We start from the raw sequence: 23635 nt of genomic DNA on the forward strand, positions 1-23635 counted from the left end.
GCCGGGTCAGCGACGCCGTGGGAAGGCACTTGGCGGATCGAGCTGGCCGTGCCGGACGAGGTACGCGAGACAGTCGTGCATGTACTTCTCGTCCAGCGGGGCGGGTTCGAAGCCGGTCCCCTTGATGCCTTCGAGGGTGTTGATGCACTCCGACCGGTTGTCGATCGCGTGCTCGGTCTCCATGGTCATCTCGACGCCCGCGTCACCGCTGGTGTAGAGGAGCAGCACCGGGACCATCGGGTAGACCGGGTGGTCTGGCCCGGCGTTGATGGCCAACTGGACCGCCTCGTCGAAGGAGATCACCTCGAACGGGTATCCGAACGACTTGATCCACGGGAACAGTGCGTTGTGCGGGATCGCATCGGTGTTCCACAGGTGGAAAATGTTGCCGAGGGATGCTTCCTGCCGGGACAGATGCACCATCGACGCGCTGGCGTAATCCAGCGTGATCGCGTTCATCGACTCCGGGTAGTCCGGCAGGACACCGAACTCCAGGAAGCCGCGCAGTGCAGTCAGCACGTAGTTCTGCGCGTGGCAGGCACCGGTGTTCGGGTGCCCCATCATGATCGACGGCCGGAAGATGGTCACCGGCAGCCCGCGCTGGCGCGCCTTCATGATGATCTTCTCGCTGACCCACTTGCTCTGCGGATAGCTGAACGGCACCTGCGGCGGCCTGCTCGGCAGCTCCACCTCGAGGAAGGGTCGGTTCATGTGCCCCGCGATGAAGACGTCGATGGTGGACACGAAGTGCACCTGCTTGGCCTTGTGACGCGAAGCCAGGCGCAGCATCTCGACTGTGCCGTCGACGTTGGGCGCCTTGAGCGCGGAGTAGGGCAAGGAGAAGTTGACCAGCGCGCCGTTGTGGTAGATCACGTCGATCACGCGGGCCAGGTCGTCGAAGTTGTCCGGCGACATGCCGAACAGCGGCTTGCCGAGATCACCGACGACCGCCTTGACCCGGCGCTCGAACCGGTCGTCCCACGGCACCTCGTACATCGCACAGCTGTGCTTGAGCCGAGCCAGTCCGCCTGCCACGTCCCGGGCCCGGACCAGGCAGTAGACGTCCGCGTCGGTCTGCTCGATGAGCTGGTCGAGCAGGAACACCCCGAAGTAGCCGGTCGCTCCGGTGAGCAGCAGTGCCTTCGGCGCGAAGAAGTCGGCCTGCGGCAGCCCTTCAGCGGTGATCGAGTCCTCCAGGAAGGCCTCCCGGTCAAGGTCGTCGGCCGGGTCCCGAGTGGCCCTGAGGCCCTCGAAGCCTTCCCGCTCGTACAGATCGATCCGCGACGCCACGCCCGATACCGTCGGCGTACTGAACAGGGCGTGCAACGGCAACTCCAGGCCGTACGCCTTGGACAGCCGGGCACCTACCCGGGACAACTGCAGCGAGCTTCCGCCGTAGGAGAAGAAGTCGTCGTGCAGGCCGACCCGCGCGACCCCGAGCGCCTCGGCGAAGACATCGGCGATGTCCTTCTCAATCCGCCGGCGCGGCACCTCTCCGCTGGGCAGCGACATCGGGCTCACGTCCGGCTCGACCAGCGCCTTGCGGTCCACCTTGCCGTGCGCGTTGACCGGGAACTCCGGCACGATCACGATCGCGCCCGGTACCATGTACCGGGGCAGCAGCCGTTGCAGGTGGCTGGTGAGGTCGCTGGCTGACGGCGGTTCCGCCGGGTCGGCCGGGATCACCCAGGCGAACAGCGCGCCGTCATCGGCGCGGGAGCGACGGCGCAGGTCGACGACCGCGCTTGTCACCCCAGGGTGCTGCTGCAGGGCGTTCTCGATCTCGCCGAGTTCGATCCGGAACCCGTTGATCTTCACCTGGTTGTCCGCCCGGCCGAGGAACTCCAGCGTTCCATCGGGCAGGTGGCGGGCCAGGTCACCGGTCCGGTACAGCCGACCGCCCGCAGTGTCAGCGAAGGGATCGGGAACGAACCGGTCGGCGGTCAGACCCGGCTGGCCGAGGTATCCACGGGCCAGTCCGTCGCCGGCGACGAAGATCTCGCCCGGTACGCCGACCGGGACCGGGTTGAGACGCTCGTCGAGCACGTACACGCGAGTGTTCTGGATCGGCCGACCGATCGGGACGCTGGCCCCGTCCTCCTCCGCCTTGGACAGCTGGGCGGTCGCCCAGACGGTTACCTCGGTTGGACCGTAGTCGTTGTAGAGCCGCGCCCACGGCAGAGTCTGGTAGTGCTCGACCGCGAGCTGCGCAGGGAAGACGTCACCACCGGCCGAGATGTCCTTCAGCGAGATGAGCTGACGGCCACCAGCGGCGAGCAACAGCTGATAGTAGGACGGCATGTGGGTGATGTGGGTGATCCGCTCGGTCTGCACCAGCCGGGCCAGTAGCGCGGGGTTGCGCACCTGCTCGTCGTTGGGAAGCACGATGCGCCCGCCGGTGAGCAGGGTCCAGTAGATACCCGCGGCGGACGCGTCGAAGGACAACGCCACCGGAATCGCGTACGACTCCGGATTCTGCCGACCGAACCCGGTGCGGGCCAGCGTCGAGTTGACGATCTGCCGGTGCGGCACCACCACACCCTTGGGACGCCCGGTCGAACCGGAGGTGTAGATGACGTAGGCCGTGTTGGCCTGGTCGACCAGTACCTCCGGGTCGGTGTCGGGTGCGGCGAGCACGTCGGCGTCGCCAAGCCGGAGCCACAGCTGGTCCGGCGCGGCCTCGACCGGCAGCTCGACGCCGTCCGGTACGACGACGATCTGCGCACCGGCGTCGGCCAGCACCGCCCGCAGCCGCTCGGCCGGCTGGTCCGGATCGACTGGGACATAGCCCGCCCCGGCCTTGAGGACACCGAGGAACGCGACGATCGTGCCCACCTCGCGGCTGGCGACGACCGCGACGAGATGCTCCGGTCCGACGCCCCTTCCGCGTAGGAAGTTGGCAAGCCGGTTCGCCGAGGCGTCGAGTTCGGCGTACGTGAGCCGGTCGGCGCCGGCCAGCACTGCCCAGGCCTGCGGGGTCCGCTCGACCTGCTCGGCGACGAGGCGGTGCAGGATCGGCTCGGCCGGAAGTGGCGTCGCGGTGTCGTTCCACTCGTGCAGGACCCGGTCGGTCTCGGTCGACGAGAGCATCCGCAGATCGGCACAGGGCCGGTCCGGATCAACCAGTGCTTCGTCGAGCAACTGGATGAGATGGTTCAGGAAGAGATCGGCGGTCTGCGGGCGGAACAGTTCGGCCTTGAACTCCCCGTGCAGCCGGTAGCCCGCCTCAACCGATCCGGCAAGGTACACGGTCAGGTCGAAGGGCGACAGGCCGACTGCTGCGTCCACCAGGGACCAACTGCCATCGGCCATCTGGTGCTGCGGAAAATCCTGCTGCCGGTCGACGTACCGCACCTGATGCAGTGGCGACCGACTCAGGTCGGTTTCCGGCCGCAGCTTGGCTACCACGTGCTCGAACGGCAACTGCTGATGCTGCTCGGCTTCCCTGCGTGCGGCGTGCACCCGCTGCACCAGCTGCCGGAAGGTGGGGTTACCGGACAGGTCGGTGCGCATGACCACGGTGCTTTCGACCGGAGCGTGGGTGCCGCTCAGCCGGTCGTCGGTGCGACCGTCGACCGGCAGGCCGACCGCGATGTCCTGTTCCAGGGCGTAGCGGCCGAGGACGGCGACCATGCCGGCGAGCACGACGTCGGACATGGTGGCGGTGACCGTACCCGCGAGGGTCTCGGCCGCGGCGGCCAGTTCCGGCGCGATCGGCCTGGTCCGCCGGTCGCCGCGCAACGACGGCATCCGGTCCACCGGCCTTGGGTGATCGGTAGGCAGATCCAGCGTCGGTACGCCGACCAGCTTCCGGGTCCAGAACTCCAGTTCCCGGCGCGCTGCAGGAGTCGACAACCAGGCCCGCTGACGCCGGACGACGTCGGCGAGGGACATCTCCGGCTCGGCCGGCACGGGCGCCGGTTCCCCGGCGGCGAGCGCCTGGTACGCGTCGGCCAGCGCGCCGAGCAGCAGGTCGATCGTCACCTCGTCGGCCACCATCTGGTGTCCGGTCAGCACAAGTTCCTGCACGTCGTCGTCGACCTGCAGCACCGCGATCCGCAGCAGCGGAGCGGTTTCCAGGTCGAATGGCCGACCTGCCTCGCGAACCCGCGCGGCGTACCGCTCCTCCTCGCCCGGCGTACCCGCCCCGCGCCGCCGCAAGTCAACGACCGTGACCTCGGGCCGGATGGTCCCCGTGTCGGCGACACCACGCACCGGGCGGCCTTCGACCGCCACGTAGCTGGTACGCAGACTCTCGTGGGCATCGACCAGGCTGTGCAACGCCTCGGTCAGCCGGTTGACGTCGAGCGCTCCGGCGACCTCGATCACCCGGACCACATGGGTCGGGACCTGGGGCGACACCTGGTGCAGCACCCAGTAGCGGCGCTGCGGCGGCAACAGCCGGCCGGCCTCCCGGTCATCGTCCTGCCCGAGCAATTGGGCCAGCAGCGCTCGCTTCTCCTCCTCGGGCAGGTCAGCTACCTGTTCACGCACACTCGACACTAGATCCGCCTCTCTCGATCCAACTACACCATTCCGTGGATGGATCAACGCGCCTACACACGCTAGCCAGCAGCAGGCCAGACAAGAGGAATGCTGATGGAATTCTTGCTGCCCTAAACATCGCCTACGTCGATTTGTGGTGCCATCAGATGATCGTCGACAAGAACACTTTCACTGTACGGAAAGATCTTTCAGCGAACCTTGACACCAATTCGCAGCAAGCCTAAGAATACACTCGTGCTTTGCCCGGATGGACTACGCTGCTGACGTTCCAACCCCATGGCGTCAGGGTCGAGCAAGGTAACGCACCATATCGCCCCTGGCTTTCCCAATCTCCGCGAGTGCGAAAGGAGGGACGGTCATGCGCTACCTGCACTGAGGCTGAGCAGCGGCTGTGGTCCGGCGGCTCGACCGCCGGACCACAGCTCTCCTGTCAACACTGATCGCCGGCCGGCAGGCCAGACAGGCAGGTCGAACATGAGCAACCAGGACGAGCTATTCAATCCACTCGACCCTGATGTCCTCCGCGACCCCTACCCCGTGTACCGGCAACTCCGGGAGTCGGATCCAGTGCACTGGCATGCCGGACTCGGCGCTTGGGTGCTGACCCGGTATGCAGACTGCCTGCAGGTGCTCAAGAACTCCGCCGTATTCGCGGCAGACTTCCGCAAAGTGGGCATCCCGACTCCCGACCCACTACTGAGCCTGCAAACCCTGGACCCGCCGGACCAGACCCCGCTGCGACACTTCGCTGTCGACGCGCTGCGGTCCCAGGACATGGGGGCGTTGGAGCGCAATGCCCAACAACGCGCCGAGCGCCTGCTGGACGGGTTGGCGCAGCGGGAAACCATTGATTTCGTCACCGATTTCGCGACTCCGTTCACACTGGGCACGATCTCCGAACTGGTCGGCATGCCGCCGCCAGAGGCCGACGAGCAGTGGCGGCAGCGCAACGACGAACTACACCGCAGCATGGACGCCGGACTCGACCCAGGCAGCGAGGAAGCCGGCCTGGCGGCACGGCAGCACTTCAGCGACTTCGTCGCCGGCTGGCTTGCCAACGGACCGACCGATGGGATCAGCGGCTACGTGGCTGCCAACCGAGCCAAGGTCGACTACCCCGACGCCGTACTGCACAATTCGCTGCGGGCGTTCTGGCACGCGGGATTCGAAGTTCCCGCGCGCTTTCTTGGCAACGCGCTCACCACTCTGACCGCCCACCCGGATTCGGTGTCGCTGCTGGGCGCGGATCCTGACACCGCCGTCGAGGAACTGGTCCGCTTCTGCGGACCGGTGCACGTGGTCAGCCGAGTCTGCACCGAGGACGTGACCGTCGGCGAACGGCGCATGCGTCGCGGCCAGATGGTCGTGGTCATCCTGGCCGCAGCCAACCGCGACCCCGAACGGTTCGCCGACCCGGAGCGGCTGGATCTGACCCGCTCGCCGAACCCGCACCTCGGCTTCGGCCGGGGGGCCCACTCCTGCCTTGGCAATCTGGTGGCCCGGATCGAAGGCCGGGTTGCGCTCACCGCGGTCCTACGCCGGTATCCGGCGCTGGCGGTCGACGGCGCCCTCGATCCATGGGAGAACGCCACGCTGCGCGGCTACTCGTCGATCCCGTTGCGGCTGCACGGTGCCCCGGTAGTCTCCTGAACTACGAAGGATGCCTGATGCCGACGATGACCGAAGCGGCGACCCATCCGCTCGCGACCTGTGCCGTACCGCTGCTGGTGCTGCCGACAGATCCGGCTGACGGACCGCCGCGCCTCGACCAGTCGACGTGCGACCTGTGGGCCCGAGCCGAAGCAGGCCTGCAGGAACTGCTCGTCGTGCTGGAGTCCAGCGGCGGCGCGCAGGTGGATAAACGGTTCGACCGAACGCAGGAGCTGATGGACGCGCTGGGCCGCCAGTTGGCGGCCAGCGCAGGGTATCCGAATGCCAAGGCGCTGCCACCACCGGTGCAGGTACATTCGGATTACTTCCGGGTCCGCCACGCCCCGTTGTCTGCCGAGCAGCAGGCCGCGCAGGCGATCGCGAATGTCTACCGGACGCTGGCCGACCTCCGGTACGCCCGGTTGGAGATCAACGACGTACTGGCAGAGCTGGCCAGCATGCGAACGGTCCTGGAACGGCTACGGCCGCAGGCCAGCGAGGTGGCGCAGGTGGCTACGGCCTCCAATGAAGCGTGGTTCGTACCCACTGGAGACTGGCTCGACCGTTGGTTCCTGGTCCACCACTTCTACTTCCTACTCAATGTTCACGCGAAAGACGAACTTCGCGCTGCCGCGCGCGCTGCCACCCAGGGCAGCAGCCGCGAAGCGGCGACGAGGCTGTCCCTCGCCGCCAGCTACATCCGGGGGTTCACCGCAGCGATGATCCACTCCGGCGCGATGCCGGCGCGGTACTACCGCGAGGTGGTACGGCCGACGATGGCCCCGCCCTTCGTCGAGATCAGTCTCAGCGGCGTGATGCAGGTCGAGCACCGCCGGTACCGGGCCGCCCTCGACGAGGTGCTGCAAGCGCTACCGCAGCCCTTCGCGCAGCTGTCCGCGACCGACCGCCTACTCGCCGCCGCCCGCGACGAGGTGCTGGAGGCCGATCTACTCGACCTGGAGCGGCACGTCACCATCGCCGCCGTCCTGGTCGACGGCGACCGGTCGCTGGTGCAGCCGGGAACGACGGCGCAGAACTCCACCAGCACCCTGCGCAAGATGCGCCATCTACGGGCCGCACGGTACTGCCCGTTGATGCAGTTCGGCGACCAGTGGATCAGCCGGACCATCCGTTGACCGTCGGTGGCACAGATCGGGCAGACCTGCTGCACCAGCCATTCGGAAGGGGGTAGGTGCGTGCCACGGCCGGCTCGCGCCGCGTTCACGCACCGAAAACGATGACCATCGCCTCACAGGCTCCGGGACGTCTCGACCGAGATCTCGAAATCGATCCGGCGCGGTGGAACAAGCCGGACGTCTACCAGTTGATCACCTCCCTGGTGGTGCCCCGGCCGATCGCCTGGGTCTCCACCGTCTCCCCCAACGGGTGCGCCAATCTCGCGCCGTACTCGTATTTCAACCTGGTCGCCGATCATCCCCCGCACGCGATGTTCAGCTCGATCGGGGAGAAGGACACCCTGACCAACATCCGGAACACCGGGGAGTTCGTGATCAACGTCGCCGATCAGTCCCTGCTCGAAGCGCTCGACGCATCCGGCGGTGACTTCGACTCCGAGGTCGACGAGTTCGTCGAGGTCGGCGTGACAGCGGTCCCCTCGGTTCGGGTGCGCCCGCCCCGCGTCGGTCAGGCCCGCGCGCACCTGGAGTGCACGCTCGCCGCCACCTATCCGGTCGGCAACGGCACCTTGGTGATCGGTCAGGTGGTCCACGTCCACGTCGATCCCTCGGTCTGGCACGACGGCCGGGCCGACAGCCGGCTGCTGGATCCGGTGCTACGGCTGTCCCGCTGCTACGGACGGCTCAGTGACGACGTCACCGCCGAGGAGGAACCGGCACCCCACGTGTTCCAGTGAGAAGCCCGATCGGTCGTGGGGCGGCGGACATGTCCACCGCCCCACGATCATGCAGTCTCCGGTCAGGTGGTGGCCGGCGCGGGCACGGACGAATCGCCCGACTTCGTAGGAGTGTCACCGTGGGCATCGGGTCCGGCGACCGGTGGCGGCGACTTCGGCAGGGCCAGCACGCTGGCCACCACCGCCGCCGGTAGCAATAGTGCGGCCAACAACCCGATCCGGTATCCGGACATCGCGGCCTGCTCGGTCACCGAAGAGGTGTCCGCAGCCGTCACCCTAACCACGACGAGGTTCAACACCGCCAGCGAGAGCACGCCACCGATCTGCTGAGAGGTAGAGAGCAGTCCGGAGGCGAGACCCTGCTCATCGGGCGTGACGCCGGTCGTCGCCACGAACATGGCCGGTGCGAAACCAAGCCCCCCGCCGATGCCGAAGATCGCCAGCGCCGGCGCGACGTGCAGCAGGTAGTTGCCGTCGGCTGGCGTCAGGGCCAGCAGCACGATGCCGGCCGCGCTGAGCGCCGCCGACGCCAACAGCACCGCGCGTACGCCGAATCTCGTCACGGCCCATCCGGACCGCAGCGCCGCCACGGTGATCAACGCGGACACCGGGCCGAAGGTCAGTCCGGCCTCCAATGAAGAGGCCCCCAGCACCTGTTGCATGATCAGGGCAGCGAAGAAGACCGTCACGATCGTGACCCCGCTGGACGCGAAGCAGATGACATTGCCAAGGCTGACATGCGGATTGCGGAACATCCGCAGCGGCACAATGGGTGCGGTGACCTTCCGCTCGACCAGCAGAAAGACCACCAGCAACAATAGACCGACCGGGCCGGTCAGCAGCGCGGCCGGCGTGAACCCACCGGCGGCCGCCCGAGCGGTGGTGACCACCAGCAGCATCATCCCGCCGGTGAGCAGGGCGGCGCCGAGGATGTCGGTCTTCTGGTTGGCCGTCCGGGCCGTCCGGGCCGAGACCTGGCGCAGCACCGCGACGATGACCAGCGCCGCGAACGGCAGGTTGATCAGGAAGATCAGTCGCCAGCTGACCAACTCGGTGAACACCCCGCCGAGCAGTTGGCCGACCACCGCGCCGGCGGAGGAAACCGCGCCCCAGACGGCGAGGGCCCGAGCTCGGCCGGCGCCTTCGCCGAAGCTGGTGGTGACCAGGGACAAAGCCGCTGGAGACACCATCGCGGCACCGACGCCCTGCACACCCCGGGAGATGAACAACAGCCATCCGCCGTCCGCCACTCCGCAACCGAGTGAGCCGAGGGCAAACACCACGAGACCGATCAGCACCATCCGGCGGGCGCCGAACAGGTCGGCCAGCCGCCCTGCGGCGACCAGGAAGCCGCCGAAGGTCAAGGCGTAGGCGGTGCTCACCCACATCAGGTCTGCTGCCGCGATGTTGAGCTCACGTTGCACGGTCGGCATCGCGACCGCCACGACTGCGACATCGAGGATGAGCATGAACTGCGCCAGGCACAGGACGAACAGCAGGGTCCGACCACCACTACCGTTGTCCGCAGCAGTGGTGCCGGCGTCTGCCGGGCCCGTGCCACCGGTCCGACTAGTTGGTGCTGCGTTGGCCTCCATCGCTACCCCTTTCCGTCGCTCGTCTACTGCGCATCCGCCAAGGCAAACGTCGCCCGGTGACCCGGCATCACGCCGTAGACACAACCATCCGTAGTGGCACCAAAACAGTTAGCAAGTGAACCACAAGACCGCGTACTGTGGAAACATTTTGTTCTGTCAATGCAGATGCGCGTGGTCCTAGCTGGGCAGACGTCCCCACGGCAGGCGCCGCCAGCGCGGTGCACGTGCAGCCGGTCGGCGTCAGATCGGAAACATCTCCGCGGCGCGGAGCAGCTCCGGGGGCAGCGGAACCGGGGACGGCGGCTGCCGGTCGCGGCCCAGACAAGCCACCGTCTGACGACCCGCCGCGACGGTCATCCCGTCACGGCAGAACCGAAAATTCATCTCGACCCGATGTGATCCCGAGCTGCGCATGGTCATCTGCACATCGACCACGTCCAGAGCGAAGCACTCGGCGAAGTAGTCCATCGTGCACGAAACCGTCACCAGGCCGAGTTCGCCACCCTGTAGAGCCTTCACGACACGTGGGGCGTGATCAGCGAGGAACCTCTCCCTGCAGTGCCCCTGCCAGTGCAAAAAATGTGCGAAGTAGACATTACCGACAAGGTTCGTCTCGTCGAAGGTCACCACATGTCGGTAGTGGTACGCCGAACCGCTCATTTCAACTCCCGTCGACCGCCACGGCTACCGAGACCGGCAGTTTCTCGCCCGGCATCGACACCCGGGCCACCAGCACGGCGGTCGAGCCGCAGCGCAACACCAGCAGCGCGGCGTCTGCCACCTGTTCCAGCCGCAGCGGTCCGGCGTGGCTGCCGGCCAACTCCGCCAAGGCAGCCTCGGCGACCCGTACCGTAATGCCCGCCGCGATCGCCGGCTCGCCGGTCTTGTCAGCTATCTCCCCAACCAGCTCCGCAGACCCGGTCCAGCCATCGGGAACAGAGTCAGCAGGCGACGCCGTCGCTATCGCGACCGGCCGGGCGCTGAGCGCCACCATGGTCCCCCACCTGTTCGGGAAGCTGCGAGTCGGCACCGCCGGACCCGGCAGCAGGCCCCGTACCATCTTGTCGACACCGTCGGCGGGCTCTGGCGTGAGCCACAGGTCAACGTCGTCTGCGATGTCGTACTCGATCAACCGGCGAGCCAGATACGCTCCCACTGTCTCGACGGGCAGCGGATCCACGCCGGATGGACCGACCGCCCGCAGGCGTAGACCCGTCCACTGCGCCAGTGCCAGGCCCTGCGGATCGACCAGTACTACATCGAACACGTAGCTGTCGACGGTGTGCGAACGCTCCACGGCGATGACCTGGACCGCGCCTCGCACCGGACGCCACGCCGTGAACCGCGCCACCGCCACCGGCAGCGCCCGCCGATGCGGAACACAGGCCAACAGCGCATGGATGCTGGCATCGAGCAGGCCGGGATCACCCAGCAGCAGCTCCTCACCGTGGTACTCGGAGAACCAGCGTACCGACGGACCCGGGTCGAGCCAGGCCCGCACCGCGAAGGCAGACAGCCATTCGTACCGGGCGATCCGGGCAAACCTTCCGCTATGAAAGAACACCGACCCGTAGAACGGATGGACAGCCTGCGCCGTCGCAGGCGGCGTGCCGAGCCGATTCGACGGGGGCGGCAGTGGCACCTCGCCGACGACCGCACTGAATCTGACCTGGGTGAAGGCGTCCTGATCGTCGCGGAGGACCACCTCCACCTCATCGGGATCCTGTGCCCCGGCCAGTGCCGCGCACCGCAGTGTCCGTACGTCGTGGTCCGGCACCAGGATCGGTGCGGCGAAGCTGACCTGCCGCATCGACCAGGCCGGACGGCTTCCGCGCAACGCCACGACGCTCTGCGCCATCGCCTCCAGCCCCAGCACCGCAGGAAAGACGGCGGCCCCGTCGATGCGGTGATCGGTCAGGTAGGGATCAGTGCCCAGCGAGAGCCGACTGTCCAACACAAGTTCCACCGACGGCAGCAGGTCGCGCCGGTCCTCCGCGAACCGAAGTGCGGCCAGCGAGGCGACCGGCGGCACCGCGAGGGTCGCGGTAGCCGGATACCGGCTCGTCAGCAGTACGGTGACCGGCGCGTCCGGATCGGCCAGCAGGTCCAGCAGCACAGCCTCACCGTCGATCGGATCGATCGGCGCGACGCCTCGGGCGGTCAGGCTCTCCAGCGCGCCGAGGCGCACCCCCATACCGCGGGCACCCCACACCGACCACTCCAGCAGATGGGTACGGCATTGCGGATGTTCCGCGGCCCACCGTTCCAGCTCCACCCGCATCCAGTCGTTGGCCACGCAGTATTCGAGCTGGCCGGCCAACCCGCAGCGACCGATGATGGAGCCGTACGCCAGCACCAGCCGCATGCCGTCACCAGCGGCGGCGAGCAGGTTCCGCAAGCCCGAGACCTTCGGTGCGGTCGTCTCCGCCAACGAGTCCGCCGTCACTTCAGTGATCCGGCGGGGTTGGTTGACGCCGGCGCCGTGCACGACACCGGACACTCGGCCGTAGCGGCCGGCCTGTCGGACCGCGTCGCGGGTCTGCTCAAGATCGGTGATGTCACACTGGACATACCAGACTCGGACTCTCCGCGTGAGCTGGCGCAGACCGTCGCGTACCTGCGGGCTCTCCGGGGAGCTCCTGCCCAGGACCACCAGCCCGCAGCCGGCGGTCTCGGCGATCGCTGCTGCCGAGGTCGCGGTGATTCCACCGACCCCGCCGCTGACGAGCAGCACGTCCGTCTCGGTGAGGTGGGTCGACGCATCGGTCGGGCGTACCGGCAAGGCCGTGGTTTCCAGCCGCAGCAGCGCACCAGCGGCATCCACTCGAAGCTCCTGATAGGCCTGGACGCCGGCCAGGTCTAGTCGGGTCAGCCGGTGGCCGTCCTCGACATCGACAACAGTCACGGCGCAGCCGAGCTGCTCAGCCGCGACGCCCCGGCCGATCGCCGCGGCAGCGGGATGCCCCGAGTGCACCAGCAGCAGCGTGTCCGGACGGTGCTGCTCGATCAACCGCATCGCTTCGACGGTGACGTCGATCGCCTGATCAGCCCCGCCACTCAGCACGATCGCCAGCCCTCGACGAGCGGCGGACACCACGGTGACCTGCTCGACGACATCATTCAGCCAGTGTCCGTCGGGGGCCTGCGCCTGCCAGGCGGTCGGCGCAGATGTCGGCAGCGGGTCACCTGGCGGGTACGGCCGCCAGTCGTGCTGGAAGGCGCGCACCACCGCCCGGACGCCTTCGGTCGCGACGGACCGCGGGGAGCCCGCCGGAGGAAGCCCGGCGATCAACTCGGCGACCTGTCCCACCGTGGCGTTGGCCAACTCGGCCGATGGCTCAGCGGGAACTCGGGCCAGCTTGTTGGCGATCTCGACGAAGGTCTGGACCGCCTGCAGCGAGTTCAGGTGTAGATCGCCGAGCAGGCCGGACTCCGGTCTGATCTCGGAAATCGACAGTTCGAGGGTATCCGCCAGATGCTGGCGGACCACGGTCAACGTGTCGAGTCGATCAGGTTGGGCAGGACCGACGATCTCCGGGGGTGCCGAGTCGACGACAGGGTGACCGTCCGCCGCGGAGCCGTCCGCCGGTAGCCAGTCCGTCGCGGAGCCGTCCGTCGCGGAGCCGTCCGTCGCGGAGCCGTTCGCCGGTAGCCAGTCAGTCGCAGACCCGTTCGCGGGCCGTCCGTTCGCCCGGGAACCGGCGCGGGTGACGCCGATGAGCACCGGCTCGGCCGACGTGACCGCCGCCACCGCGTCGGTGGCCACGGCGAGCGGCTGCGCCGGTCGTGGTTCATCAACCGGCAGCGCCTCGCACTGATTCTCCAGCAGGGTGATCGGCTCACCGAGCCCGACCTGCCGGTACGCCCGCCCGGCGAAGTAGGCATCCAGGTCGGCGCCGCCCGCGGCCAGCACCGCCGTCGCCCACGCGTGGCGGCGCGGCGGACCGAGACAGTCCAGCGAGACCACCGGGGTACCGACATCGCAACCGGCGGTCAGGCCGCTGAGGATCGTACCCGGTCCCACCTCGACGAGCAGGTCGCAGCGTGCGGCCAGGCCCTGGACCGCGGGTAGGAACTGCACCGGTGTGGTGAGCTGGTCGACGAGCAGCTGCGCCAGGTCTGTCCCACGAGTCAACAGCTCACCGGTCGTGGTGGAAAAGACTGGCCGCGCGACCGACCCCAGCGATATGCCTTTGAGTGCCTCGCGGAACGGCTCCTGGGCTGCAGCCATCGCCGGGCTGTGGAACCCGTGCGATACCGGCAGCAGCTTGCCGATGATCCCGTCCGCCGCCGCCCGGCTCAGCATCCGGCGAAGCTCGACCAATGAGCCTGCCACAGTGGTCTGTCGAAGTCCGTTGAACCCGGCCACCACCAGGTTCGTGCCGGCCAGCAGTCCGGTCACGGTGGCGGCGTCCGCGGCCAGCTGGGCCATGCCGGTGTCGGCTGCCCCGTAGGCCGCCATCACCTGGCCACGGGTCGAGGCCAGTCGCAACGCGTCCGCCGGATCGAGCGCGCCCGCCCAGACCAACGCCGTTATCTCGCCAAGGCTGTGTCCGACAGCGGCGCTCGGCTGGCAACCGAGCGCCGACAGCCAGGCCAAACCAGCCAGACTCTGACGGACGATGGCGGGTTGCGCAGCGTCAGTGGCGACGTCACCATCCCGCACCGCGAATTCGTAGTCAGGTTCGGGTACGCCGAGCTCTACCGCCCAGGACGGTAGATCCGCCCGTACCGGCGCCGCCTGCCCGGGGCAGAGCAGCCCGAGCCGGGCAGTGCCGAAACCGACAGCCGCACCGGCCGACTCGTCAAACGCTATCGCGCCATCCAAACATGATAGAAGCTCGACAGCGCGGGAGGTGGCGGCGGCGATCGCAGACGGCCGGGAGGCGACCAAGGCCGCCCGGAAAGCACCGCGGCCACCAGCCCGGTTGCAGCTGGCGGCAAGATCATGCAGCTCGGCGTAGCTCAATCGTGCTGCCTGGTCGGCCAGGATCCGCAACTGCCCGATGAGACTGGCCTGATCCGCCGCCCGTAGCTCGATGATGTCGTCGTCCGGCACCGGCCGCGCCCAGGCACTGATCGTGGCGGGCAGCGCGCCCACGCGGTGCCCGCCCGGCGTCGCCCCGGTTACCACGAGGTGGCTGTTGATCCCGCCGAACCCCATCGACGAGACACCCGCGACCGGCACCTTCTCCGCCCATTCCCGGACTTCGTGCCGGGTCTCGACGGGAGCGCCGGCACGGCGCAGCAACCCATGCGGTTGCGGGCAGCCGGTAGTGGGCGGTTGTACCCGGTGGTGGACCGCGAGCACCGCTTTGATCAGACTGGCCACGCCGGCAGCTGCCTTGGTGTGCCCGATGTTGGCTTTGACGCTGCCGAGGGCCGCCGGCCCCCGGCGGTCCGAGCCGGCCAGCACCTGCCACAGTGCCTCCAACTCGACCCGGTCCCCGACCGAGGTACCGGTGCCGTGCCCCTCGACCAGCCCGACCTGGTCTGGTGACACCCCGGCCATCCGGTAGGCACGACGCAGCGCCATCGCCTGACCACTCATCACGGGTCGGGTCAGCCCGCCTGAGCCATCCGACGACGTGCCCCAGCCGCTGATGTACGCGTAGCTACGCAGACCAAGCCGTTCGGCATCGTCGACCCGCATCAGCGCGACCATGCCGCAGCCCTCACCCGGCAGGAACCCGGTCGGTTCAGCGTCGTACACCCGCATCTCATCGACGGACAGCGCGCCGATCCGGGCGAACCCGACCAGCTCCAACGGGTCCAGGCTGAGGTCAACGCCGCCCGCGATAGCCAGGTCCAGTTCGCGGTCGCGCAGCGCACGGGCAGCCGTCATCACCGCCAGCAAACTCGACGAGCAGGCACCATCTACAGTGTACCCCGTGCCGTGGAAGTCGAAGTAGTTGCAGATCCGCCCGGCGATGGTGTTGGCCAGCGATCCGGCCAGGGTCTCGTCGTTCGGTTCGGGAAAGGTCGAGCGGACCAGATCACCCAACGCCTCCAGCGCGTTGGCCGCCTGGCTGTCTGGCACACCCGCCCGCCGCATCGCCAGGGCACTCGCCTCGGCCAGGTACGGCAGCCGGGCGCGTACCGTCCACGACCGGCTGAACTCACCAGTCAACGAGTTGCCGAGCACCACACCGACGTGGTCGCGATCGATACCGACCCGGTCCAGCTGTCCCCCGCCGAGGCCAGCGTCAGCGAGCACCTCGGCCGCGGTCTCCAGAGCCAGCCAGTGGCTGTGGTCGGCAGACCGGTACAGCGGGCCGGGGATGCCGAACCGCTGCCGGTCGAACGTCCAGTCGCGCAACAGTCCGGCATGGGTGACGTAGGTGGTGTCGGGGTCGTCGCGGTCGCCCCGGTACGCCAGGCCGAGGCGTTCGGTCGGCAACAACCGAAAGGCGCGGCGCCGCCCGAGCACGGTTTGCCAGAGCTGGTCCGGCCCGACCGCGTCCGGATACCGGCAGCCGATCCCCACGACCGCGATGGGTTCGAGATTCATGTCCGCCCCTCGACCACGGTCCCGGCGCTGCCCGGCACAGCAGCCGGTCCCTCCGCCGGAGCAGAGTGCCGCAACCGACCGGCGAGCATGGCGAGTCCGCGCAGACCGCAGGTGATCACCAGTGCGAAGAACAGGCCGAACGAAATACCGGAGACGACCAGCACGCCGTAGACCGCAGCGGCGGTCAACCCGAAGGCGATCTGCCCGCGTCGGCGGTGCGGCGTCGTCCCCGGATCGGTGATCATATAGTTGGTGAACAGAATGAACGCAAGCCCGGTCATCGGCAGGAGCGCACCGATCGGGTTGTGGTCGAAGAGCAGCCACCGCAGCAGCGCCTGGGCGACGAAGCCGCCGGCCCAGGCAAGGATCAGCGGCAGCCGGCGGGTGAGCTTGGCGTTGAGCATCGTGCCGAGCATGAGTACGCCCAACGGCAACAACCAGTCCACCCCACCGGAAACGTTGTTGGTGAAATGGTACGGTGGCGCGATGCCGACCCACGGAAACAGCACCAGGGTAAGTGCGATTCCGGCGTTGGACGGGTTGAGCACGTGCCGCAGCCGGCCGCCCACCCGCAGCCGGACTACGTACTTGCTGACATTGGCGGCGGTCACCGCAAAGATGTACGGCCAGAGCGACGAGTTGCCCCACAGCAGCATCGCACAGGCCAGGCCAGCGATGTGGGCGGGCAGCAGGAAGGTGACCAGCGCGTTGACGCCGCCGTGGTAGTCGGGCAGACGGTCGTACACCCGGCTGTCCAGGTACTCCATCAGCAGGGCGATGCCGTAGCTGACCAGTACCGCCAGTATCGGTGTGATCGGCGCCTGCTCGAACCCGAGAACAAGGTGCCCGACGATGTTGAACACGGTGATGGAGATGGCGAAACGCCGCAGCGCCCGTACTCTCGGGCTGGTCGTCGGCGCGGTCCCCGCTTGGGTGGTCGGAGTCGTCCCATCGACCGCTGGCCGGCCTCCGCTGCCCGGCTGACCCTGGTCGGTGGTGGTCTGAGGGGTGATCGTGGATGTCATCGCAGTACCGCCGATCCGTCCGCAGTGAGCAGTACGGTGTGCCGTCCAGGGTTGACTGCGAGCGTCGCCCGGTGCACCTCGGTTCCGGCACGCCAGGTGACCGTGGCCCGCGAGGGCCCGTCCGGCAACGCAACGTGCAGTTCCGCCGCGGACACCCCAGCGTGCCCATTGGCCGGGAACAGTTGGGCCCGTCGGTCACCGTCCGGACTGTGGACCACGACCTGGGCACCGATCGCGGGACGGCTGCTGGCACCGTCACCGACCGGGATCTCCAGCCGTAGCGTGGCTGAATTCCCAGCTGTGCTGCGATTCATCAACACCCGCGAGTCTTCCCACTGGTTGGCGACCAGAACATCGAGGCGTCCATCACCGTCGACATCCCCGAATGCCAGACCGCGGGAGACATCTGGCGCGCCGATGCCCAGCTGTGGCGCGAGGTCGGCGTACCGGCCGTCGTCACGACGTACCCAGAAGGGGTTGTGCTCATGGCCCGACAGGTCTCCGCCAGGAACGAAGCGCGGCCAGACGACAGGGAACCGCAACAGATCATCGTTGCCCATGGCGAGCTCCTGCAGCTTCGGCCAGTAGTCCCGGTCGCCCTTGATGAAGCCGGTTGCCTGGAGTAGCTCGTCCACCCCGTCGTTGTCGAAGTCGCCGGCCTTGACGTCCCAGCCCCACCCCGACCGGGAGATGCTCAGTTGCTCGCTGCGGTTGGTGAACGGCACGTCGCCGTCGAGCAACTGCCGGCCGTCGCCGTCGGGAACAAAGGCGAAGTTGCTCTCATGCAACGCGTACGGCGTGGTGATGTTGCTGACCACGATTATCGGCAGCGTTTCGCCCCGGTCGTAGGTGAAGGCCACTCCCATGCCCTTGAACGAGTCGCGGCCCACAACCTGCGACTTGGGGGTGACCAGGTCCCGGTCACCGACCACGGCGTCGAGTCGAACCTTGCCGGGGGTGGAGTGGTTGACCAGCAGGTGGTCAGGGCCGAAGTCGTTGCCGAGGTAGATTTCGGGCAGCTGGTCGCCGGTCAGATCCTGGAACCCGACCGCCAGTGTCCAGGACATGGCCGCCTGGGCGGGGACCTCCGCACTGGCGTCGACCAACGCCGGCGACTGGTCAGCGGTGCCGGTCGGCTGGGTCAGCAGCAACCGGTTCGATCCGCCGTTCGCGGCCAGCGCCATCGAGTGCTGCATCGCCATACGCTGGTCCTCGGTCGCCGCCGGGTCGAGAACCTTCGCCCCGTCCGGGAAGTAGTTCGCGACAAAGATGTCCAGGTGGCCATCTCCGTCGACGTCGGCGACGTTGAGTCCGGTCGAGTTCCAGATCTCCATCGGCGTGATCAGCTCGACCGGCTGGAACTGCCGCGCGGACGGCACCCCGGCAGGCCCACCCCGGTTGAGGAAGACGACGGGTGAGCGGCCCCAGTAGTAGACGATGATGTCCTGGTCGCCGTCCTCGTCGAGGTCGACCGGTACACATCCCATCGGCGCCATCGTGTGGTCGTACGGCAGTCCGTCGGGATGCAGCAGGGCTGGTGGGTAGTCCGCTCCGCCGGCCTGGGGCACCGGGCGCAGGGTGACCGAGTCGTCGCGCGGATCCACCAGGCAGGCGTCAGCGGCCCGTCCGAGCCCGCGCAGATCGGCCAGTGCGACCGCCGCGCCCACTGCTGAGATCCAGCTGTTGAGGCCGTCGAGTTGCGGTGCCACCGGTCGCACCGCGCGACTGTTGGCCGGCGCACTGTTGAGCTGATGTACGTCGAACTCGAACCGCTGTGTCAGGTCACGCAGTTCGGCCACACCAGGTGCTGGCCGGATGACCAGCAGTCCGAGCGCAGCGCACAGAATCAACCCCACCATCGGGGGTAGTAGCCGCCGAAGTGCCTTCGGCATCTCGTCTCACCTCCGCAGGCGACGTGGGGATCTGCTGGTGCTCCGGGATCTACTGGTGCTCCGGGATCAACGGGTAGTCCGCGACGAGTTCTCGAATCCGCGCCTTCCACTCCAGGTAGTCGTTGAGGCCACCCGCCGGATCGAGCCGCGCGGCGGTTTGATCGGTCCAGCCGGTCGCGGTCTCGACGTCGGTGCCGAGTAGTTGTTGGCAGGCGTCGACGGTGTGCTGCGGCACCACCGTGGAGCGGTGCCTGGCCCCGACGGCGAAGGCGACTCCCTGCCGGAGGTGGTACTGGTGCCGACCAGCGAGTCCGGCGAGTCGAGTCCGCTCCCGCTCGTTGACCGCTCCGGCGTACCCGCAGGCCAGCCCAACGCCGCTCCACAGGTGTGGCTGCGCGGCGGCAGGCTGGGCGGCGACGACCCGGGCGACCGCGTCGACGTCGGCCGACTCGACGAACCACAGTGCCCGCCCGCAGCCGGCGACCTGCGCCTCCCAACGTGGTCCGGGCCTTCGCCGGCACCGCCGGCGTAGTGCGGCGGTGCCGCCGAAGAACGTCTCCGCGAAGCCCGCACCGTCGAGCGCCAGCCACCGCAGTAGCGGCGTACGGGGAAGCCGGGGCAGCGGGAGTCGCAGCGGGGCGAGTGTCCAACCGGCGCCGACGTGAATCAGGTGTATGTACCCGTCACCGGGCGGATCCAGCAACCGATCGACCGACGGGCGGCGGCCGGGTGACGCCAGGTCACGCAGGGAGGCGTACATAGCCGCGCCCTCATAGGCGAAGCCCCGCTCCGCAGCGGGGACCTCCGCGAGAGCGGCGTGTGGGTCCCGCCAGTGCCGTACCGCCAGGTTGAATCCGGTGAGAAAAGCAGTGGCGTGCCGTTCGAGAATATTACGCGACTCTGGACGTGTGCAACGAAAACCACGTTTCTCGAAGTCAGCCATGCTTTTTGGCAATGGCAGGTTGGACCACCTGGACCCAGCATCTCCATCTAAAGATCCGAACATGGAACGGCCGCCCAGGTCCAACACATCAGCCTCCCGCTCTCATCGCTCATTCAATTGGTACAACAGCCGAAAGAACTCGTCAAGAATCCCATCAGGGCTCTTTCCTGCATCTGTCAGTAATCAGCAATATCGGAATTACCGCAACTTCTCGGCAGTCTGCCACATCGCGGTCACCGCCGCGTCGATCTCATCAGCACTGTTGTAGAGGTGTGGCGACATGCGGATGGCCGGTATAGGTCCGCCGCGTCCCGGAGCCGGCACGAACACCTGCTGCAACCGGGTGTCGAATTCGTCCTCCATCCGTCGCACGAACTCGCTCAGTCGACCCGAGTCGACAGCGTCAGTGGCCCCCACGCCGGCGCTGCGAGAGCTCCACGCGGCACTGGCGAACGGGTCGAATGTCACGATGCCGGAGTGCATCGACGGGTCGGCTAGCGGACTGAGCAAAGACCCAGTCCCCCACCGGTCGACTATCTGCTGCCTGATCCGGGCGCCCAGACCAACGACGTACCGCGCGATGTCAGCTCGCCCGATCTGATCCCACAGGCGACTCGCTGCGGCCAGCACGGCGGGCCTGGTCAGGTCGGCGGTGTCGCTCTGCTGCAGCAGCGCCCCGAGGTCGTACGCACCGGCACCGGCACCGGCACCGCCGCGCCGAGGTAGGCCCCCGTCAACCGGATAGTTCAGTGACACCGTCGGCCAGAAATCCGGCAATGGTAACGGATTGTGTTCCGGGTCGACCCGGTTCCGCGCGTACAACAGGCCGGTACCCATCGGACCACACTGGTATTTTGATCCGGATGAGGCCAGGAAATCAACCCCCAAGCTCCGCAGATCGACGTCGAATTGGCCGATGAACTGGGCGCCTTCGACAACGCTGATAAGCCCGTGCCGCTGCGCAAGCTCGGCAAGCTCGCGATTGGGGAAGACCGCCCCGATGGTGAGGCTCACCGCAGGCCATTGGATCACGCGGGTTCGTCGGGTCACTGCGGCTTCGAACATCGCCACGATCTGCTCGGCGCGCTGTTCTGGACCGACCGGCGGACACACCCGACGCACCACCACACCCCGCCGGTCACGCAGCAGCGCCAACGGCGTCCGGACCGTGAAGCAGTCATGATCGGTAGCCAGTACCTCGTCACCCGGGCCCAGTTCGACGCCGTGCAGAATCCGGGCGAACGCGTCAGTCGCGCTCGACACTATCGCCAACTCGTCCACCGAACAGCCGTACGCCGATGCCAGCGTCGCACGAGCCTCGGTCACCAGGGTGTCCGGATAGCTGTCGCGTGGCCGCAGTGCCGCCGAGGTGTCCGGCTGCGCCGCGGCGAGCAGCTCCAACGCGGGCCGCGGGACGGAGCCGGCGGCTGCGGTGTCCAGGTACCGGAGATCCGGGGCGAGCGGAAACAGCGCGCGAATCCGCTGCCAACGAAGAGGGTCGCCAAGTGGTCCGAGCGTTGACTCCGTCGCCGTGGGCACTGCAGCGTACCCGCCGGTCCTACCTTGTGACGACACTGGCTCCTCCGTTTCGCAACACCGTGGCGCTGTACACCGTGGCGCTGTCACCGGTCGCCCGCACGTACCGCCGCGATCAGGTCCGCCACCAGGTCGGCGGGGTCCTCGATCCCCGGCGAGACCCGGATCAGGTTGTCGCTGATCCCCCGCGCCAGGCGCTCCTCGCGCGGGATCGGCCGATGGGTCATCAGCGCCGGGCATTCGATCAGGGAACGCACACCGCCGAGGCTGACCGCGCTGGTGAAGTGCCGTACCCGGCTCATCAACTTCTCCGGGTCGTGCCGGTACTCGAAACTGAAGAGCGCGCCGCCACCAGCCATCTGCCGCTTGGCCAGGGCATGGCCCGGATGCGTGGCGAGCCCCGGGTAGTGGGTCCGGACGACCGACGGCTCGTCACGTAACGCCTCGACCATTCGCTGAGCGTTGTCGACCTGCCGGGCCATCCGCAGACCCAGGGTCTTCAGCCCTCGGTGCACCAGGAAGCAGTCGAGCGCACCGGCCATGTTCCCGGTGGTTGTGCGGTAGGCCAGGAACTGCTCGTGCAGTTCGGGATCGTCGTAGACCAGGGCGCCGCCAAGTACGTCCAGATGACCGGCAATGGACTTGGTGGTGCTGTAGACCGTGACGTCGGCACCCCACTGCAGCGGCTGCTGCAATGCCGGGCTGGCCAGCGTGTTGTCCACCACAAGCAGCGCCCCGATCCGATGTGTACGCTCGGCGATCTCGGCCAGGTCCACCACCTTGAGCAGGGGATTGCTAGGCGACTCCACCCAGACCATCGCCACATCAGCGCCACCGTCACCGCCACCGTCGAGACGGTTCAGCACGGCCGGATCTGTCAGATCCGCGAAGCTGACTCGGATGCCGTAGCGCTCGAGCAGCTGGAGCAGCTGGTAGGTCCCACCGTAGATGTCGTCCCCGCAGAGCAGTCGCTGCCCGGGCCGCAGCAGCGACAGCGCTGTCATCGCTGCGGCCTGCCCCGACGCGTAGACGGTGGCAAACCGAGCCCCCTCGAGCGCGGCCAAGCTCCGCTGCAGGTCGTCGCGGGTCGGATTCTCCCCACGGGCGTAGAAGTAGCGGGGCGGATCCTGCACCGTTCGGTCATAAGTGGCCGCGAGGTGCAGGGCTGGCACCACGTCGCCCGAGCCGGGTTCCGGGTCCTGACCCACCTGTACGAGGCGGGTGTCGAACCTCATCACGGCCTGCCCGGCGTGACCGCCCGCAACAGCAACGTCGTCGACGTCATCCGGACCCCGCCTTCGTCAGCGTGTGCTTCGGCTGCCTCAGCGACCGCCCGCCACAGGTTCGGGTCATCGACGGTCCCCCGGTGCCGCTCAATCAGCTCCCGCATCCGCGGCGGCAGGACGTCCCTGGTGAAGGCAACGAAGTCGGCGACGGAGGCGAGGACGAACGGCACCGCGTACTCGGTCACTGCGATCTGGGTGAATCCGGCCGCCCGCAGTTCATCGGCGACCTGGCCCGCGTCGGACATGCTGAACGGTCCGGGCTGGCCAGGTGGCGGCGGATCCAGTCGGAGCTCCCGGGAGATCACTGAGAAGCCGAGGCTGATCATCGGTACGGCGGGTGGTCGCGCCCAGACCGCCGCGGCCAGCACACCGCCCGGCCGCAGCATCCTGGCCAGTCGCCGTAGCGTGTCGATCCGGTCCGCCGTGAACGGCAGCACCCAGCGGCTGAGCACGGCGTCGAACCCGCCAGCGGGGACGTCGACATTGCTCTCGTCCGCGACGGCGAAGGCGACGTTGTGCACGTCTGCCGACCGTCGGCGGGCAATCGCCACCATCTCGGGCGACAGGTCCACTCCGAGCACTCGACCGGTCGGGCCCACGGCGACAGCGGCAGTGCGTGCCGGCTCGCCGATCCCGGTGCCAAGGTCGAGGACAAAGTCGCCAGCACCGAGCCCGGCCAGCTGCACCAGGCGGTCACTGACCCCGACCGCGCCTTGCTCGAACTCGGGCGCCCAGCGCTCCCACCCCTGGGCGACGGCGTTCCAGATGTCGCGCTGTTGGCTACGGTGGACGGCGGCGTCGATCGACACCGAGGTCAT

Annotated in this window: 13 protein-coding genes; 3 read left to right on the forward strand and 10 right to left on the reverse strand. The window is 68.0% G+C overall.

Features of this window, described 5'->3' with window-relative positions; genetic code table 11:
- Window positions 1–6 precede the first annotated feature (6 nt).
- Entirely contained in the window at window positions 7–4494 is a 4488-nt protein-coding gene (locus ACFHWT_RS17465; protein ID WP_416595709.1) for an amino acid adenylation domain-containing protein, read from the reverse strand.
- Window positions 4495–4980: 486 nt separating this feature from the next.
- On the opposite strand from ACFHWT_RS17465, the gene ACFHWT_RS17470 reads away from it, so the two are divergent.
- The 3 genes from ACFHWT_RS17470 to ACFHWT_RS17480 all read left to right on the forward strand — a co-directional run bounded on the left by ACFHWT_RS17470 (window position 4981) and on the right by ACFHWT_RS17480 (window position 8029).
- On the forward strand, window positions 4981–6156 hold the full coding sequence (locus ACFHWT_RS17470) for a cytochrome P450 (RefSeq protein ID WP_416595710.1): 1176 nt from the start codon (window positions 4981–4983) through the stop codon (window positions 6154–6156).
- A 17-nt stretch (window positions 6157–6173) separates the two neighbouring features.
- The gene (locus ACFHWT_RS17475; protein WP_416595711.1) at window positions 6174–7292 is read left to right on the forward strand and encodes a hypothetical protein; all 1119 of its coding nucleotides are present in this window, start codon (window positions 6174–6176) and stop codon (window positions 7290–7292) included.
- Window positions 7293–7393: 101 nt separating this feature from the next.
- On the forward strand, window positions 7394–8029 hold the full coding sequence (locus ACFHWT_RS17480) for a flavin reductase family protein (RefSeq protein WP_416595712.1): 636 nt from the start codon (window positions 7394–7396) through the stop codon (window positions 8027–8029).
- Window positions 8030–8091: 62 nt separating this feature from the next.
- Here the strand turns inward: ACFHWT_RS17480 and ACFHWT_RS17485 are convergent, their stop codons facing one another.
- The 9 genes from ACFHWT_RS17485 to ACFHWT_RS17525 form a co-directional block, all read right to left on the reverse strand.
- The gene (locus ACFHWT_RS17485) at window positions 8092–9624 is read right to left on the reverse strand and encodes an MFS transporter (RefSeq protein ID WP_416595713.1); all 1533 of its coding nucleotides are present in this window, start codon (window positions 9622–9624) and stop codon (window positions 8092–8094) included.
- Between the two features lie 240 nt (window positions 9625–9864).
- Window positions 9865–10251 (reverse strand): acyl-CoA thioesterase, encoded by a 387-nt coding sequence (locus tag ACFHWT_RS17490; protein WP_416595714.1) that lies wholly within the window; start codon window positions 10249–10251, stop codon window positions 9865–9867.
- 34 nt (window positions 10252–10285) lie between these two features.
- Window positions 10286–16135, reverse strand: a complete 5850-nt coding sequence (locus ACFHWT_RS17495; RefSeq protein ID WP_416595715.1) for an SDR family NAD(P)-dependent oxidoreductase — start codon at window positions 16133–16135, stop codon at window positions 10286–10288.
- A complete protein-coding gene (locus ACFHWT_RS17500; protein WP_416595716.1) occupies window positions 16132–17160 on the reverse strand; it encodes an enediyne biosynthesis protein UnbU in 1029 nt (342 codons plus the stop codon). Before ACFHWT_RS17500 ends, ACFHWT_RS17495 begins: the two co-directional genes overlap by 4 nt.
- Entirely contained in the window at window positions 17157–19052 is a 1896-nt protein-coding gene (locus tag ACFHWT_RS17505) for a CRTAC1 family protein (RefSeq protein ID WP_416595717.1), read from the reverse strand. The genes ACFHWT_RS17500 and ACFHWT_RS17505 overlap by 4 nt, the downstream gene beginning before the upstream one ends.
- Window positions 19053–19101: 49 nt before the next feature.
- Entirely contained in the window at window positions 19102–19995 is an 894-nt protein-coding gene (locus tag ACFHWT_RS17510) for a DUF1702 family protein (protein WP_416595718.1), read from the reverse strand.
- Window positions 19996–20193: 198 nt separating this feature from the next.
- Window positions 20194–21621 carry an aminotransferase class V-fold PLP-dependent enzyme gene (locus ACFHWT_RS17515; protein WP_416595719.1) on the reverse strand — a complete coding sequence of 476 codons (1428 nt, stop codon included), beginning with the start codon at window positions 21619–21621 and terminating at the stop codon, window positions 20194–20196.
- Window positions 21618–22766 carry a trans-sulfuration enzyme family protein gene (locus ACFHWT_RS17520; RefSeq protein ID WP_416595720.1) on the reverse strand — a complete coding sequence of 383 codons (1149 nt, stop codon included), beginning with the start codon at window positions 22764–22766 and terminating at the stop codon, window positions 21618–21620. Before ACFHWT_RS17520 ends, ACFHWT_RS17515 begins: the two co-directional genes overlap by 4 nt.
- Complete coding sequence (locus ACFHWT_RS17525) at window positions 22766–23635, reverse strand: class I SAM-dependent methyltransferase (protein ID WP_416595721.1); 870 nt, start codon at window positions 23633–23635, stop codon at window positions 22766–22768. The genes ACFHWT_RS17520 and ACFHWT_RS17525 overlap by 1 nt, the downstream gene beginning before the upstream one ends.

This window comes from Micromonospora sp. LOL_021, from assembly GCF_048060215.1.
GTDB lineage: Bacteria > Actinomycetota > Actinomycetes > Mycobacteriales > Micromonosporaceae > Micromonospora_E.